The sequence below is a fragment of the Vibrio rubrogenes genome, assembly GCF_059641415.1.
The window spans coordinates 1-14,436 of record NZ_JCARSY010000017.1 but is presented as its reverse complement, the minus strand read 5'-3'; the positions used below and the strand labels follow the sequence as shown (position 1 = coordinate 14,436).

Annotated in this window: 12 protein-coding genes, 4 tRNA genes and 1 pseudogene; 12 read left to right on the top strand and 5 right to left on the bottom strand. The window is 45.8% G+C overall.

Going from position 1 to position 14,436, the window contains the following annotated elements; all coding sequences use genetic code 11:
- Positions 1–186: 186 nt before the first annotated feature.
- Positions 187–1,680 carry a guanosine-5'-triphosphate,3'-diphosphate diphosphatase gene (gene gppA / locus AC55NX_RS12985; RefSeq protein WP_496996130.1) on the bottom strand — a complete coding sequence of 498 codons (1,494 nt, stop codon included), beginning with the start codon at positions 1,678–1,680 and terminating at the stop codon, positions 187–189.
- An 8-nt stretch (positions 1,681–1,688) separates the two neighbouring features.
- Positions 1,689–3,011: an ATP-dependent RNA helicase RhlB gene (gene rhlB, locus AC55NX_RS12980; RefSeq protein ID WP_496996129.1), complete on the bottom strand. Its 1,323-nt coding sequence runs from the start codon at positions 3,009–3,011 to the stop codon at positions 1,689–1,691.
- Positions 3,012–3,123: 112 nt separating this feature from the next.
- Between rhlB and trxA the strand changes: the two genes are divergently transcribed.
- The 6 genes and pseudogenes from trxA (at position 3,124) to fre (ending at position 8,616) form a co-directional block, all read left to right on the top strand.
- The gene (gene trxA, locus AC55NX_RS12975; protein WP_059123221.1) at positions 3,124–3,450 is read left to right on the top strand and encodes a thioredoxin TrxA; all 327 of its coding nucleotides are present in this window, start codon (positions 3,124–3,126) and stop codon (positions 3,448–3,450) included.
- Between the two features lie 196 nt (positions 3,451–3,646).
- Complete coding sequence (gene rho, locus AC55NX_RS12970) at positions 3,647–4,906, top strand: transcription termination factor Rho (protein ID WP_496996128.1); 1,260 nt, start codon at positions 3,647–3,649, stop codon at positions 4,904–4,906.
- A 110-nt stretch (positions 4,907–5,016) separates the two neighbouring features.
- Positions 5,017–6,003 (top strand): hypothetical protein, encoded by a 987-nt coding sequence (locus AC55NX_RS12965; protein WP_496996127.1) that lies wholly within the window; start codon positions 5,017–5,019, stop codon positions 6,001–6,003.
- A gap of 148 nt (positions 6,004–6,151) precedes the next feature.
- Positions 6,152–7,603: pseudogene (ubiD, locus tag AC55NX_RS12960) on the top strand (4-hydroxy-3-polyprenylbenzoate decarboxylase); the annotation flags it as partial.
- Between the two features lie 11 nt (positions 7,604–7,614).
- Positions 7,615–7,884, top strand: a complete 270-nt coding sequence (locus AC55NX_RS12955) for a 2Fe-2S iron-sulfur cluster-binding protein (protein WP_496996126.1) — start codon at positions 7,615–7,617, stop codon at positions 7,882–7,884.
- A 15-nt stretch (positions 7,885–7,899) separates the two neighbouring features.
- Positions 7,900–8,616, top strand: a complete 717-nt coding sequence (gene fre / locus AC55NX_RS12950; RefSeq protein WP_496996125.1) for an NAD(P)H-flavin reductase — start codon at positions 7,900–7,902, stop codon at positions 8,614–8,616.
- 77 nt (positions 8,617–8,693) lie between these two features.
- On the opposite strand, the gene pssA is transcribed toward fre, so the two are convergent.
- Positions 8,694–10,034: a CDP-diacylglycerol--serine O-phosphatidyltransferase gene (gene pssA / locus AC55NX_RS12945; protein WP_496996124.1), complete on the bottom strand. Its 1,341-nt coding sequence runs from the start codon at positions 10,032–10,034 to the stop codon at positions 8,694–8,696.
- Positions 10,035–10,182: 148 nt separating this feature from the next.
- A complete protein-coding gene (locus AC55NX_RS12940) occupies positions 10,183–10,623 on the bottom strand; it encodes a GNAT family N-acetyltransferase (RefSeq protein WP_496996123.1) in 441 nt (146 codons plus the stop codon).
- Between the two features lie 64 nt (positions 10,624–10,687).
- Here AC55NX_RS12940 and murB point away from each other — a divergent pair, with 64 nt between their 5' ends.
- Positions 10,688–11,734, top strand: coding sequence for a UDP-N-acetylmuramate dehydrogenase (gene murB, locus AC55NX_RS12935; protein ID WP_496996122.1), 1,047 nt, complete (start codon positions 10,688–10,690; stop codon positions 11,732–11,734).
- Positions 11,731–12,708, top strand: a complete 978-nt coding sequence (gene birA / locus AC55NX_RS12930; protein ID WP_496996121.1) for a bifunctional biotin--[acetyl-CoA-carboxylase] ligase/biotin operon repressor BirA — start codon at positions 11,731–11,733, stop codon at positions 12,706–12,708. Before murB ends, birA begins: the two co-directional genes overlap by 4 nt.
- Before the next feature lie 96 nt (positions 12,709–12,804).
- On the opposite strand, the gene coaA is transcribed toward birA, so the two are convergent.
- Positions 12,805–13,728 (bottom strand): type I pantothenate kinase, encoded by a 924-nt coding sequence (gene coaA / locus AC55NX_RS12925; protein WP_496996120.1) that lies wholly within the window; start codon positions 13,726–13,728, stop codon positions 12,805–12,807.
- Positions 13,729–13,936: 208 nt separating this feature from the next.
- Here coaA and AC55NX_RS12920 point away from each other — a divergent pair.
- The 4 genes from AC55NX_RS12920 (at position 13,937) to AC55NX_RS12905 (ending at position 14,335) form a co-directional block, all read left to right on the top strand.
- Positions 13,937–14,012: transfer RNA gene (locus tag AC55NX_RS12920), tRNA-Thr, on the top strand.
- Positions 14,013–14,049: 37 nt separating this feature from the next.
- Positions 14,050–14,134, top strand: a tRNA-Tyr gene (locus AC55NX_RS12915).
- Positions 14,135–14,172: 38 nt separating this feature from the next.
- Positions 14,173–14,247 (top strand) — tRNA-Gly (locus AC55NX_RS12910).
- 12 nt (positions 14,248–14,259) lie between these two features.
- Positions 14,260–14,335, top strand: a tRNA-Thr gene (locus AC55NX_RS12905).
- Positions 14,336–14,436 lie beyond the last annotated feature (101 nt).

The following is a 14,436-nucleotide window of genomic DNA, read 5'->3' as shown; positions in this document are numbered from 1 at the left end:
TCTATCAAAGCCATCATGCAGCAATTGAAGATTGAACGTTCTGAATCGTGAGGCATTCTGCGTGTCGGATGCGGATAAAAGCAACCCGGCCAATTCGGCCGGGTCAGTGAGCAGAGGCTTTCTGTACAAGTCTTTCTGTAACAGATGGTTTGCTGCTGATAGTGAGGCCGCAAACCATCTGATATTTTAGGGATGGGCGATCACTTCCAGTGGCCATCCCATATCGGTTTGCCGGTTTGCTTCGATTTCCAGCTCTGCTTTAGTGAGCGGGTTGGCATCGAGCCATTGGGCATCGAGAGATAATTGGAGTGTATCTTCCGAGCACTCCAATTTCACATGAGGTTCGAGCGCCGAATTGCGTCGATGGCTGAGTAAAACCGCAAGACGTAAGAGCCTGAGTAAGCGTTTACTGCTGGCTCCTGAAAGGGCATATTGTTCTGGCATTGAGGTGATATTGTCGCGATAACGACGAACCAATTCCCCCAGACAATAACGCTGTGCGCGGGTAAAGCCGGGCAGTTCCGAGTGCTGGATCAAATAAGCACTGTGTTCACCGCCTTTTTTGTAATCCACCGCTAAACCGATTTCGTGTAACTGTGCCGCGGCTCTGAGCAGTATTTCAGCCTGCGGTTCGACGATCCATGCTGTGCCACCACACTGGTTAAACAATTTACTGGCGAGGTCTGAGACTTGAGCTGCGTATACCGTATCGATTTGATAGCGACTTTGAATACTGTGGATTGTCCGCTCGCGGATATTATCCTGACGTAATCCATCAATCATTTCATAAATCAGACCTTCCCGAAGCGCACCGCCTGCCAGTGTCATGGCTTCGATCTGGAATTCCTCAAATATAGCAATTAGGATCGACAGACCGCTTGGGAAGACCAGCGCTCTTTCTAACGTTAATCCTTCGATTTCCAGTTCTTCGAGATGATCCGCCCGCATCGCCTGATTTTGTAGACGCTTCAGTTTGGTCAGGGTAATGACTTCGTCCATCCCTTGAGCCAACATGATCTCCTGTAACGCTTGCACCGTACCGCTGGCACCGACACAAATGTCCCAGCCGATGGTGCGGTATTGTTGCAGGATCGGCGTGAGCATTTTTTTCGCGTCTTCGATCGCATGTTCAAAGTTTTCTTTAGAGAGCTGACGATCTCTGAAGTGTTTTTCGAGCCAAGTGACACAGCCCATTTTTAAACTGGTTAAGGCTTTGGCCTCGAAGCCTTCACCAATAATCAGTTCGGTACTTGCGCCACCGATATCAACCACGAAGCGACGTCCGCTTCCGCCGGAGGTATGGGCAACCCCTTTATAAATGGTGGCCGCTTCTTCTTCACCTGAAATGGTTTCGATCGGATGGCCGAGTATCTGATTGGCCTGACGCAAAAATACATCGACATTGATAGCAGTCCGAAGGGTTGCCGTCCCGACAATGCGAATATTTTCTTTGGGAATATCCTGTAATCGTTCTGCGAACAGGCTCAGGCAATCCCAACCACGTTGCATCGCCTCCTGACTGAGTGAATTGTTTTCATCCAGTCCGGCTGCAAGTCTTACTTTACGTTTAATTTTGGCCATCGTCTGTATACTGCCTTCAACATGACGGACAATCAGCATATGAAAGCTGTTTGAACCGAGATCGATGGCAGCATAGAGTGGTGAAGATACGGCGCTCATAGATTCACTCAGCTATTTCTATTCTGGTGGTTGTTTTGTTGCGGACGTTTTCTGGATGAATTATTACCACGTCCATTCTGACGTCCAGACCGCGAACCACCGGTATTGGTTCTTCTTGATGTTTTGGATGAAGCAAGTCTTAACGGACTGGGTAAGTCAGTCAATAGTGCTGATGCATCATAATCAGAAACCGGAATGGAATGTTCGATATAGGTTTCTATTCCCGGCAAATTGATAGCATATTCTTCACAGGCGAAACTAATCGAATGGCCGCTCTCTCCGGCTCTGCCCGTCCGACCAATCCGGTGGACATAGTCTTCACTGTCGTCCGGTAAATCATAGTTAAAGACGTGAGTCACCTGAGGTATATGCAGTCCTCGCGCAGCCACATCGGTCGCGACTAAAATATCCAATTGACCCTGAGTAAATTGCTCCAGAATGCGCTCGCGCTTTTTCTGCGGTACATCACCGGTCAGCAGCCCGACGCGATGACCATCGGCAGCCAGATGTCCCCAAACCCGTTCACACTTATGTTTGGTATTGGCAAAAATGATTGTTCTGTCTGGCCACTCTTCTTCAATGAGGGTTTGCAGCAAAGCCATTTTGTGCTCATTCGATGGGTAAAACAGTTCTTCCTTAATTCGGTGTCCGGTTTTTTGCGCCGGTTCGACGACAACATGTTCCGGATTGTTCATGTGCTCAAATGCCAATTCCTGAACCCGATAAGAGAGGGTAGCGGAAAATAACATGTTCAGTCGGTTCTTCGGTGGTGGCATTCGACGGAACAGAAAACGAATATCCTTGATAAAACCGAGATCAAACATTCGGTCCGCTTCATCAAGAACGACAACTTGAATATGGTTCAGGTGAAAGACTTTTTGCTTGTAGAAATCGATAATCCGACCGGTTGTTCCGATAAGAATATCAACACCTTGTTGTAGTTTTGACTGCTGTTTATCGTAACTTTCACCACCATAGGCCAGTGCGACTTTTAAGCCGGTACTTTGGACGAGTGGTTCTGCATCGTTAAAAATTTGTATCGCTAATTCACGAGTTGGTGCCATAATAATCGCTCGTGGCTGAGTTGGCTCCCGTTCTTCTTGAGCAGGTGCAGTTAGCAGATGATTAAAGGTTGCAGTAAGAAACGCAAGCGTTTTACCAGTCCCTGTTTGGGCCTGGCCTGCAATGTCACGGCCGGAGAGCACTACCGGCAGCGCCAAGGCTTGGATAGGAGTGCAATAAGCAAACCCTTTTTGTTCCAAACCTGCTGTAACTTGAGGGTCTAATCCCAAGTCGGCGAATTTTTGCTCTGTGATGTGTGTCTTTTTCATCTCTATAGAATATCAGCTTAAGCTTGCAATACGGAAGTAAATACATTCCAATAGAGCATCAAAATTACTGGTTGTTATGCAACTGGTCCAAGAAAATACATTGGAGTTAAAGATGAGTGATAAGATTTTGCAACTCACCGATGACGCGTTTGAAAGTAGTGTAATCAATGCTGAAGTCCCTGTACTCGTTGATTTCTGGGCAGAATGGTGTGGTCCATGCAAAATGATTGCGCCGATTTTGGATGAAATTGCTGATGAGTACGAAGGTAAGCTCACGATCGGTAAATTAAATATCGATCAAAATGCGGGTACGCCACCAAGATTCGGTATTCGTGGTATCCCAACATTACTTCTGTTTAAAAATGGTAATGTGGCAGCAACAAAAGTTGGCGCGTTGTCAAAGACTCAGCTCAAAGAGTTTTTAGACGCCAATTTATAATGGCTGAAAACCGTACATAGAGATATGTACGGTTTTGCACATGGAAATAAAACAAAATCTAGACTAGTCTGATAAATAGTGCTAGGTTATCGCACACTAATGAATCATATGTTCACTTCTTGGTCAATCCTGAGGCCAAATCCATCTTAACACTACTAAACAGATCCTAATTTTGACTAAACAAGTATCCACCACAATGAATTTAACAGAATTAAAGAACAAACCTGTGTCTGAGCTCGTGCAGCTGGGTGAGAGCCTGGGGCTTGAAAACCTCGCGCGTTTAAGAAAACAAGACATTATCTTCTCTATTTTAAAAGCTCACGCAAAAAGTGGTGAAGACATCTTTGGTGATGGCGCATTAGAAATTCTCCAGGACGGCTTTGGTTTTTTGCGTAGTGCAGACAGCTCTTATCTGGCTGGACCGGACGATATTTATGTGTCACCGAGTCAGATTCGTCGTTTCAACCTGCGTACAGGTGATTCGATTGCTGGGAAGATTCGGCCACCGAAAGAAGGTGAACGCTACTTTGCATTACTGAAAGTCAATACCGTCAATGACGATAAACCGGATAACGCCCGAAATAAGATTTTGTTTGAAAACCTGACACCGCTACATGCCAACGAACGAATGGTGATGGAGCGAGGCAACGGTTCGACTGAAGATATTACCGCTCGTGTCTTGGATTTAGCATCACCGATCGGAAAAGGTCAGCGTGGATTGATTGTCGCACCACCGAAGGCTGGTAAAACGATGCTGCTGCAAAACATTGCTCAAAGCATTGCTTACAACCATCCCGAGTGTATTTTGATGGTGCTGTTGATTGACGAACGTCCGGAAGAAGTGACAGAAATGCAACGTCTGGTCAAAGGTGAAGTGATTGCTTCTACTTTTGATGAACCGGCATCTCGCCACGTTCAAGTGGCAGAAATGGTGATTGAGAAGGCGAAACGTCAGGTTGAACACAAGAAAGACGTTGTGATCTTATTGGATTCAATTACACGTTTGGCGCGTGCATATAACACGGTTGTTCCTTCTTCGGGCAAGGTACTGACTGGTGGTGTGGATGCGAATGCGCTTCACCGCCCTAAACGTTTCTTCGGTGCGGCTCGTAATGTCGAGGAAGGCGGCAGTTTGACAATTATCGCGACAGCGCTGGTTGATACGGGTTCGAAGATGGACGAAGTCATCTATGAAGAGTTTAAAGGAACAGGGAATATGGAATTACACCTGAACCGTAAGATTGCAGAAAAACGTGTATTCCCTGCGATCGACTTCAACCGTTCAGGAACGCGTCGTGAAGAGTTGCTGACTAAAACCGACGAGTTACAGAAAATGTGGATTTTGCGCAAAATTGTTCACCCGATGGGAGAAAGCGATGCGATGGAATTCCTCATTGATAAACTGGCGATGACAAAGACCAATGATGAGTTCTTTGATGCCATGAGACGCCAGTAACAAAGACTGTTCTGACAATGAAAGCGCCACCGGAAACGGTGGCGCTTTTTCTTGCATTTCACAAAATATGCACCGAAAATGAAAATTAGATGTTACATGGAGGTTAACACATGCCACAAGGAACGTGGGTATCGCAACTCCTGCTCTGTTTTTGTTTCATTTGCTTTTCGGTTTCTGCGCAATCATTGGATGCACAAAGCCGCAATCAACTGTTACAAGCCCCCACAATTCAGCACAAAGTGGCTGCGTTCAAACAATTAATTGTTGATGACAAAATCGATTCGCTCAATTTTGCTTTGCAACGGCTGGCCTTGCCTCAGCAAGAGGCGGTTCGTTTTTTACTACTCCGGGCACTCGAACAAGAAAAAACCATCTTTTCTGCACAAGTGGAGCGCTTTGTCGAACAACAGCGTTTGATTCCACCTGTTTATTATCTCACCAACCAAGGTGAAGGATTCGAATTTTCTACACCAGCATTTGATTATCCTTCGGTTGCCAGTCGCTTAGTCAAAACCTGGCAACAGGAAAAAAGTGTCCTCGACTTCGTGTTAAAAGTTGAACGGCATGAGCTGCCTTTACAACAATGGTTGTCCGAAAATGAACGCCAGCGTCATGCCCGGGAATCCTTGTTGATTCAGGAGCTGAACAGCTTATCGGAATCGGGACTGAATGATTTGGTCAAACAGGTTGTCGATGCCAGTATACGGAGCTGGTTGCCTTCAACGCGAGTCATGGTCGCACTGGCGCGAGCCAGTCAAAACCAAGATGTGTATCGGTTATTGTGGTTGATGAAATCAGATAATAACTCTGAAGCGGAATTGACCCGCTTGTCTGGTTTGAAGGATGATTTTTCTGTGCAGCAAGTGATGGCGGCGAGTAAGAACCCGAGTTTGAGATCACAGGCAATTGAGGCTCTGATTCGCCTTAATCCAATGCCTGAACAGGTCAAAACGTATTTGGTTCAGGAGCTGAGTCAGGAAGAAGCCCCCTATGTTGCACAGGTCTTAGTCAATGCCGGATATGGCAATTGGCTGGATGAATTAGTCAAAGCAAACCGTCAAATGAAGCTTCGTGTACTGAGCCAAGCATTGAGATAGTCATGCCACTATTTGTAGCATATATAGCATAGCGTACCTGTATTATGGCAACACCACTGAAGAGCATTAACACAATAGAAAAAAGAAAATTCAGAGTTGTTTCGTTTTTGTTATACTGCCTCCGATATCACATTCAGGCAGAAGTCTTATGATTTTTAAGGATTTACGCGATTTTATCGACTATTTGGAAAAGCATGGTCAATTGAAACGTATTCAGCATCCGATTGACCCTCAATATGAAATGACCGAGATCTGTGATCGGACTTTAAGAGCGGGCGGTCCTGCACTTTTATTCGAAAATCCGGTAGGTTATGACATACCGGTACTGGCAAATCTGTTCGGTACACCACAACGCGTTGCGATGGGGATGGGACGAGTCGATGTCAGTGAGCTGCGTGAAATCGGTCAGTTGCTTGCTTACCTGAAAGAGCCTGAGCCGCCCAAAGGTTTTAAAGATGCGCTCAATAAGCTCCCGGTCTTTAAGCAGGTATTGAATATGCCGGTGAAGCGTTTGAAAAAAGCGCCCTGTCAGGAAATCATCTGGCAAGGCGATGATGTTGATTTGGATAAAATTCCAGTGATGCGTTGCTGGCCGGGTGATGTGGCTCCGTTATTAACCTGGGGACTGACGATTACCAAGGGACCGACGAAAAAACGGCAAAATTTGGCGATCTACCGACAACAGAAACTCAGTAAGAATAAAGTGATCATGCGGTGGTTTCAGCATCGGGGTGGTGCACTGGATTTCCGGGATTGGCAGGTTGAGCATCCCGGGGAACCATTTCCGGTTTCTGTGGCTTTCGGTGCTGATCCGGCAACAATTCTGGGTGCAGTGACGCCTGTGCCCGATACGCTTTCCGAATATGCATTTGCCGGGCTGTTGAGAGGCAGTAAGACCGAAGTTGTCCAATCAATCAGCAATGATCTCGAAGTGCCGGCCAGTGCTGAAATTGTACTCGAAGGATATATTGATCCGAATGAGTATGCAGACGAAGGACCTTATGGCGATCATACAGGCTATTTTAATGAAGTTGAGCGCCATCATGTCTTTACTGTCACCCATGTGACAATGAGAAAGCAGCCAATCTATCATAGTACTTATACGGGAAGGCCACCGGATGAGCCGGCAGTTCTCGGGGAAGCATTAAACGAAGTTTTCGTGCCTATTTTACAAAAGCAGTTTCCGGAAATTGTCGATTTTTATCTTCCCCCTGAAGGCTGTTCTTATCGAATGGCTGTCGTCACGATCAAGAAGCAATATCCCGGCCATGCCAAGCGAGTCATGATGGGAGTTTGGTCTTTCTTGCGTCAATTTATGTATACCAAATTTGTGATTGTCTGTGATGATGATATCAATGCGCGAGACTGGAAAGATGTCATCTGGGCAATTACCACGCGGATGGATCCTGCCCGGGATACAACGATGGTTGAAAATACGCCCATCGATTCTCTGGATTTTGCATCACCGGTTTCAGGGCTTGGCTCTAAAATGGGATTGGATGCAACCAATAAGTGGAAAGGCGAGACAGCCAGAGAGTGGGGTAAAGAGATCCGTAAAGATCCGGAAGTTGTCAGCAAGATCGATGCGATCTGGGATGAGTTAGGAATCTTATGACCTTTACGGTACGCTTGTTGCCCGAAAATATTGAATTTACCGTGGAACGCGGCCAAACCGTGTTGGATGCGGCAATTCGTCAGCAAATCCCTTTCCCACATCGTTGCCGGGTCGGTGCGTGTGGGATGTGTTTGTGTAAAAAACTTTCGGGAGCAGTTTCCTATCAACTCGAACCAATGCTGACGGAAGAAGAGCAGTCTCAGGGATGGATATTTTCCTGTCAGGCTTATGCTCAAAGTCATTTAGTCCTTACTTGGGATGAGTAAGGAAGAGGAATCAGAATGATCATAACATGTAAAGTAAACTCAGTTCAGCCTTTAGCCAGTAATACCTATCGTATTCTTCTCCAACCGGAGTCACCCGTTGATTTCCATGCGGGTCAGTACCTGATGGTGGTGATGGCAGAGGGAGATAAACGTCCGTTCTCGATTGCCAGTAGTCCATGCCGGAAAGGTGGTGAACTTGAATTACATATTGGTGCCGCTGAACATAACGCCTACGCCAGTGAAGTCGTTGATGCGATGAATGCAGCGTTGCAGCACGATGATGAGATCACCATCGATGTACCTCATGGGGATGCTTGGCTCAAAGAAGATACGACGCGTCCTTTGTTGTTGATTGCCGGTGGGACAGGATTCAGTTATGTACGTTCGATTCTGGATCACTGCCTGAACCAGAATATTCAGCGTGATATTTTTCTGTATTGGGGAGCAAAAGATGTTCTCCAGCTTTACGCATTAGACGAATTACGTGATTTAGCCTCTCAACATGGCAGACTCACGTTTACACCGGTTGTGGAAATATCAACCGATCCGCTTTGGGACGGGAAAGTCGGCAATGTGTTGCAAGCGGTCAGTACTGATTTTGAATCATTGGCAGAGTTTGATATCTATATTGCAGGTCGCTTTGACATGGCGGGTGCCGCCCGGGAACAGTTTACTCAGAATAAACATGCGAGAAGTGAACGTATCTACGGTGATGCATTTGCGTTTATCTGATTTGATCTGTCATGATGTGCACAAAAAAGCCTCCGGACGGAGGCTTTTTTGTGGGTGAAACGGATTCGGAAAACGATCTAAAGAATTTGTTTTAAAATCCGGTCGGCTTTTACCCGACGAATCCGTTTCAGCAAGCGTTGAACGCCGGCCGGATAGTTTTCGAAATCGTCCAGCTGCTTATAAGTACAGACTAACTGCGTGTGCTGCAGAATATTGTCGAACTCTTGTTCAAACTGGGTCTGAAGGTGGGCATGGTGATCCTGAATCAGAATGCCGTTTTCCAGATCAAGTTTCCATGCTCTGGGATTGAGGTTATTGCCGGTGATAAGCATATAACGTTTATCGACCCATACCCCTTTCAAGTGAAAACTGTTGTCATCATGTTTCCACAGATGAATCGATAATTGCCGACTGGCAATTCTGGCTTCGTTCGCTTTCGCAAAACGGCGCAAATTCAATTCATATAAATAGGGCAATCCACCGATGGTCTTAAATGTCTCTTCTGGTGGGATATAAAAATCATTCGCGGTTTTATCACCGACGATGATATGAATTTTTACCCCACGCTTGAGTGCTTTTTTGACCTGATTGGCAATATTATTCGGGAAATTAAAATAGGGTGTGCAGATAATAATTTCTTCTTGCGCTTGGGCAATCAGGTGACTGATATATTGATTCAAACGATTACTTCGTTTACCAAGTCCAACCAATGGGGTCAGGCCGATCTGTTCCGGTGTGACTGGCTGATCAGGCACCTGATAAGTTGCTTGTGCCAACTGGGTCCGGAACTGGCGAATCATTGTTTTCAAATCTTTGGTTGCCGGGCGTGACGGATCGGCCAGATTATTGACTGCCGGATGAGACAATAAATGATCATGAATAAAGGTGACCATAGAATCGGCAAGATGTCGGTTGTGAAATGAGTGATAGCGGTCAAAGCGGTAACGATTCTGATAATGCAGATAAATGTTGTTCAGACTTGCGCCACTATAGATAACTTCATCATCGACAATGAAGCCCTTGAGATGTAATACACCGAACACTTCCCGCCCTCGGACCGGGATACCATAAACCGCGATGGGATGTTCACTGTCTTGGGCAAATGATTCATACATCACAGCATTTCCCTGAGACTGCTTCGCACCGATCAGGCCTCGTTGAGCGCGGTGCCAGTCAACACAGACTACAATATCGAGCTGAGGGTTTCTTCGTTTGGCTGCATAAAGCTCAGAAAGAATTTCCTGACCGGCATCATCAGCTTCAAGGTAGAGTGCAACAATATAAATTCTGTGATTGGCTTGTCGAATCGCCTGAATCAAGTGATGCCGAAATTGTTCTGCAGAGTACAGGACTTGAAAATCTTTCGGCTCTAACGCAATAGTGGGTAGCTGTTCGAATAGATTTCTACGAGCAATCATCGTGGATGCGGTACCTTCAATTCAAGTGGATGCGATATAGCAAAGCCCTGATACTATCAAATTCGATGAATGAATGGCTATATCTAAGTCACTTCAGACCGATCATTTCCGGCTTGTCAGAAAAAAATGTACAGAAAGTGATGGGGTTTTACTCCTGAAGCGACGGGAAATATCGCATCGGAAATATATCTTTGCCTTGATGGAGATAACGTTGATAGAGATGATTGATTTCTATCGGCAGCGCCTGTGGTGATTGAACTTCAAAATGATGTTGATGATAAAATTTTTCTAAATGGCGATAAGCAAAACAGAAGACATGCTGATTGAGCACATGTGATTCACAGTAGTTCAATAGCTGATGACCGATGCCTTGAGCTCGCAATTCTGTAGCCACGGCCATTCCCGTTAAAAGCAGATGTGAAGTACCAATAGGACGAAAGCGCACTACGGCACATAGTTGATTGGCAAGGCGCGCAGTATAAATGCGTTCATTGCGTTTTGGTTTTGCTGTCGGGTAGTGCTGTTTATAAAAGCGTTGCACCAAAGGAAGTTTGAGTGGATCTAACATTTCGAAAGATAAATGATCCATAGGATATCTGAATGGTCTTCATCTGATATAGAATAGTCGTAGTTTATGTGATTTAAAGAAAGCCATGCAAATATATCTCAACGAAAATCTCAGTGCTTATCATACGTTTGGTATTGAGCAGTCCTGTCAGGTGTTGGTGACAGTTGATACTGTTGCAGAACTCATTGATGTTTATCGTGATCCACAATGGCAATCGCTACCGAAAATGGTGCTCGGTAAAGGCAGTAATGTGTTGTTTACTGAGTTCTATGAAGGTGTTGTGATTCTCAATCAGCTACGGGGCATTGATGTAAGGGAAGATGAAAGTCACTATTTTCTGCATGTTCAGGGTGGGGAAGACTGGCCTGAATTGGTGAAATGGAGCGTGTCGCAGCAGATCCCCGGATTGGAAAATTTAGCCATGATTCCCGGATGTGCCGGGAGTGCGCCAATTCAGAATATCGGTGCTTATGGCATCGAGTTTCAGGATGTGTGTGACTATGTTGATTATCTTTGTCTCAAGACGTTTCAAGTCATTCGTTTGAATCGTGCCGAATGTTTATTTGGTTACCGTGATTCGATTTTCAAACATCAGCTTTATCAGCAGGCGGTTGTTGTCGGTGTCGGACTCAAGCTTGCAAAAGCATGGCAACCTCGTCTGAAGTATGGGCCATTGCAACAGTTAGCGAGCAACTGCTCACCCGCCGAAGTATTTGACTGCATCTGTGATATCCGCATCCGTAAACTTCCCGATCCGTCATTGATTGGTAATGCCGGTAGCTTTTTTAAGAATCCGGTGCTGACGGAGGCGCAGTTTCGGACACTGGCCGCGAATCATCCTGATGTTGTGAGTTATCCAGCTTCATCAGGTGTGAAGGTCGCAGCCGGCTGGCTGATCGATCAATGTGGTTTGAAAGGGTTTCAAATCGGTGGGGCTGCAATTCACGCACAACAGGCGTTAGTCCTGATTAACCGTCAGCACGCAACGGCATTGGACGTGGTTCAGCTGGCAATCCATGTATACCGTTGCGTCTACGAAAAATATGGTGTCGCTTTGGAGCACGAAGTGCGATTTATCGGGCGCAGCAGCGAGGTTTATTTGGATATGTGGCTGAAGGAGCAACAATTATGAAAGAACATCATGCCAAGTTGACAATCCTGTCAACCTTAGCCGATGGTGGTTTTCATTCCGGTGAAGCATTGGGGACCGCTTTAGGGATCTCCAGAGCTGCCATCAGCAAACATATCCGCGGGATTCAGGATTGGGGGGTTGATATATTTCGCGTGCAGGGGAAAGGCTATCAGCTTGCCCAGCCTATGCAGTTATTGGATCAACACTATATTCAGAACCACGTTTCTACGCCGGTCCATTTACATCCGATCATTGATTCGACCAACCAGTACCTATTGGATCGCGTCGGCGCATTAACCTCAGGAACGGTTTGCCTTGCTGAATATCAGCAAAAAGGCCGGGGACGGCGGGGGAGACACTGGGTCTCTCCATTCGGGACGAATCTGTATTTCTCGATGTACTGGCGACTGGATGCAGGTATGGCTGCTGCAATGGGGCTGAGTCTGGTGGTTGGCGTCGCAGTTGTTGATGCACTGAAAACGCTCGGTGTTGATGAGATTAAACTGAAATGGCCCAATGATTTGTACTATCAGGATAAGAAACTGGCCGGTATTTTGGTTGAAGTGTCAGGGCAAGCCGGTGAAGCTGCGCATCTCGTCATCGGTATGGGTATGAATTTATCCATGGCACCGCAGACACAACAGATTGATCAACCCTGGAGTGGTTTGTCTCAGGTGATCGGCAAAGATCATATTGATCGTAATGCGCTGGCGGTTGCATTGATCCAGTCTTGGACCCGCACATTGGAAAACTACGAGAGTGAGGGGATGAAGAACTTTGTCGAAAGATGGAATCAAGTCGATAACTTCATCGATCGTCCCGTTAAACTATTAATGGGAGAGCGTGTGATTACGGGGATTGAACGGGGTATTGATGCCCATGGTGCCGTGTTATTGGAAACAGAACGGGGCATTGAAAGTTATGTTGGCGGGGAGATTTCTCTGCGCAGTAATGAGCATCCTGCCGAGTCCTGAATCATGTCGCGATTGAGATAATTTCAGTCATGGGGCCTATGCTTGCTCTGGGTAACATGTCATGTGAGCCTCACTCAACACGGTTTCGCAGCAGAATTACTGTCGCAGCAGAATTTCTTCAACGGTGTGGTTGATGCCCTTACGGAGTATCAGCTGTGCTCTTTCCCGCGTTGGTAAAATGTTTTCCTGCAAGTTTTTCCCATTGATCGCTTGCCAGATATTCCTTGCAATAGAGTTGGCTTCCGATTCACTCAGTTTGGTGTAGTGACTAAAATAGGACCCCGGTCTTTTAAAGGCACCATGGCGGAATTTCATAAAGCGTTCGATGTACCATTTTTCAATGAGAGATGATTCTGCATCGACATAGATGGAAAAATCCAAAAAGTCTGAAATAAAAACGCGATGTGGGGCATGGGGATAATCCATCCCGCTTTGTAAAACGTTGAGACCTTCAATCAGCAAAATATCGGGTGCATGAACCATTTTCACTTCATCAGTGATGTCATAGGTCAGATGAGAATAAACCGGGGCTGAGATGTTCTTCTTGCATGCTTTGACATCAGAAACAAACTGTACCAACCGTTTAATATCGTACGATTCCGGAAATCCTTTTTTCTGCATAATGCCTTTTTCTAATAGCACTTCATTGGGATAAAGGAATCCATCAGTGGTAATGAGTTCAACTTTAGGATGGTTGTCCCAGCGAGACAATAGCGCTTTAAGCAGCCTTGCTGTTGTGCTTTTCCCGACCGCCACACTGCCTGCGATACCAATAATAAAAGGTGGTGCAATGTCAGTATGACCTAAAAATTGATTTAAGACGGTATTGCGGCTTTGTCTGGCTGCAACATAGAGGTTCAGTAACCGCGCTAATGGTAAGTAGATTTCAACAGCTTCTTTCATACTCAATGATTCATTGATGCCTTGTAGCTCAACTAAATCATCTTCTGACAAAGTCATGGGAACGGAATTACGAAGATCCGACCACTGGCGTCTGTCGAATGAGAGATAAGGATCCATAATCTTTCCAACGGTAGAAATCGGATAAAAGAGCAACATACCTCAAGAAGAAGATAAAGCAACAAAGAATGGCTATATATTTCGTCAGTTCCTACGAAAACTGCTTGAAAAAACAACAAATAGATAAAAACGAGATAAAATTGTATTTTTTTTTCTTGAAATACTTGCAAGCAAAGAAATCATTCAATAGAATTCGCCCCACTTATGCGCCGACTTAGCTCAGTAGGTAGAGCAACTGACTTGTAATCAGTAGGTCGCCAGTTCGATTCCGGCAGTCGGCACCATCTTCTCTTTGTAATACAAAGCGTTGATTTAAAATTTGGAGGGGTTCCCGAGTGGCCAAAGGGAGCAGACTGTAAATCTGCCGGCACTGCCTTCGATGGTTCGAATCCGTCCCCCTTCACCATATTCTTAAGGAAATAGCTCTTAGGGTTAAATACGTGTGCGGGCATCGTATAATGGCTATTACCTCAGCCTTCCAAGCTGATGATGCGGGTTCGATTCCCGCTGCCCGCTCCAACCTTTCCGAGTGCTGATATAGCTCAGTCGGTAGAGCGCACCCTTGGTAAGGGTGAGGTCCCCAGTTCAAATCTGGGTATCAGCACCACTCTAAGCAAATATTTCCTTTTGTTATATACTTTACTACCAGTAAATTTTGGTTGCGTGGTCATGAAAGCCACCTTAATCCGTACCTAGAGGGACAACTGA

Coding starts and splice junctions, on each gene's coding strand:
- gppA (WP_496996130.1), bottom strand. CDS start 1,680: ATGAGCGCCGTATCTTCACCACTCTATGCTGCCATCGATCTCGGTTCA.
- rhlB (WP_496996129.1), bottom strand. CDS start 3,011: ATGAAAAAGACACACATCACAGAGCAAAAATTCGCCGACTTGGGATTA.
- trxA (WP_059123221.1), top strand. CDS start 3,124: ATGAGTGATAAGATTTTGCAACTCACCGATGACGCGTTTGAAAGTAGT.
- rho (WP_496996128.1), top strand. CDS start 3,647: ATGAATTTAACAGAATTAAAGAACAAACCTGTGTCTGAGCTCGTGCAG.
- AC55NX_RS12965 (WP_496996127.1), top strand. CDS start 5,017: ATGCCACAAGGAACGTGGGTATCGCAACTCCTGCTCTGTTTTTGTTTC.
- AC55NX_RS12955 (WP_496996126.1), top strand. CDS start 7,615: ATGACCTTTACGGTACGCTTGTTGCCCGAAAATATTGAATTTACCGTG.
- fre (WP_496996125.1), top strand. CDS start 7,900: ATGATCATAACATGTAAAGTAAACTCAGTTCAGCCTTTAGCCAGTAAT.
- pssA (WP_496996124.1), bottom strand. CDS start 10,034: ATGATTGCTCGTAGAAATCTATTCGAACAGCTACCCACTATTGCGTTA.
- AC55NX_RS12940 (WP_496996123.1), bottom strand. CDS start 10,623: ATGGATCATTTATCTTTCGAAATGTTAGATCCACTCAAACTTCCTTTG.
- murB (WP_496996122.1), top strand. CDS start 10,688: ATGCAAATATATCTCAACGAAAATCTCAGTGCTTATCATACGTTTGGT.
- birA (WP_496996121.1), top strand. CDS start 11,731: ATGAAAGAACATCATGCCAAGTTGACAATCCTGTCAACCTTAGCCGAT.
- coaA (WP_496996120.1), bottom strand. CDS start 13,728: ATGGATCCTTATCTCTCATTCGACAGACGCCAGTGGTCGGATCTTCGT.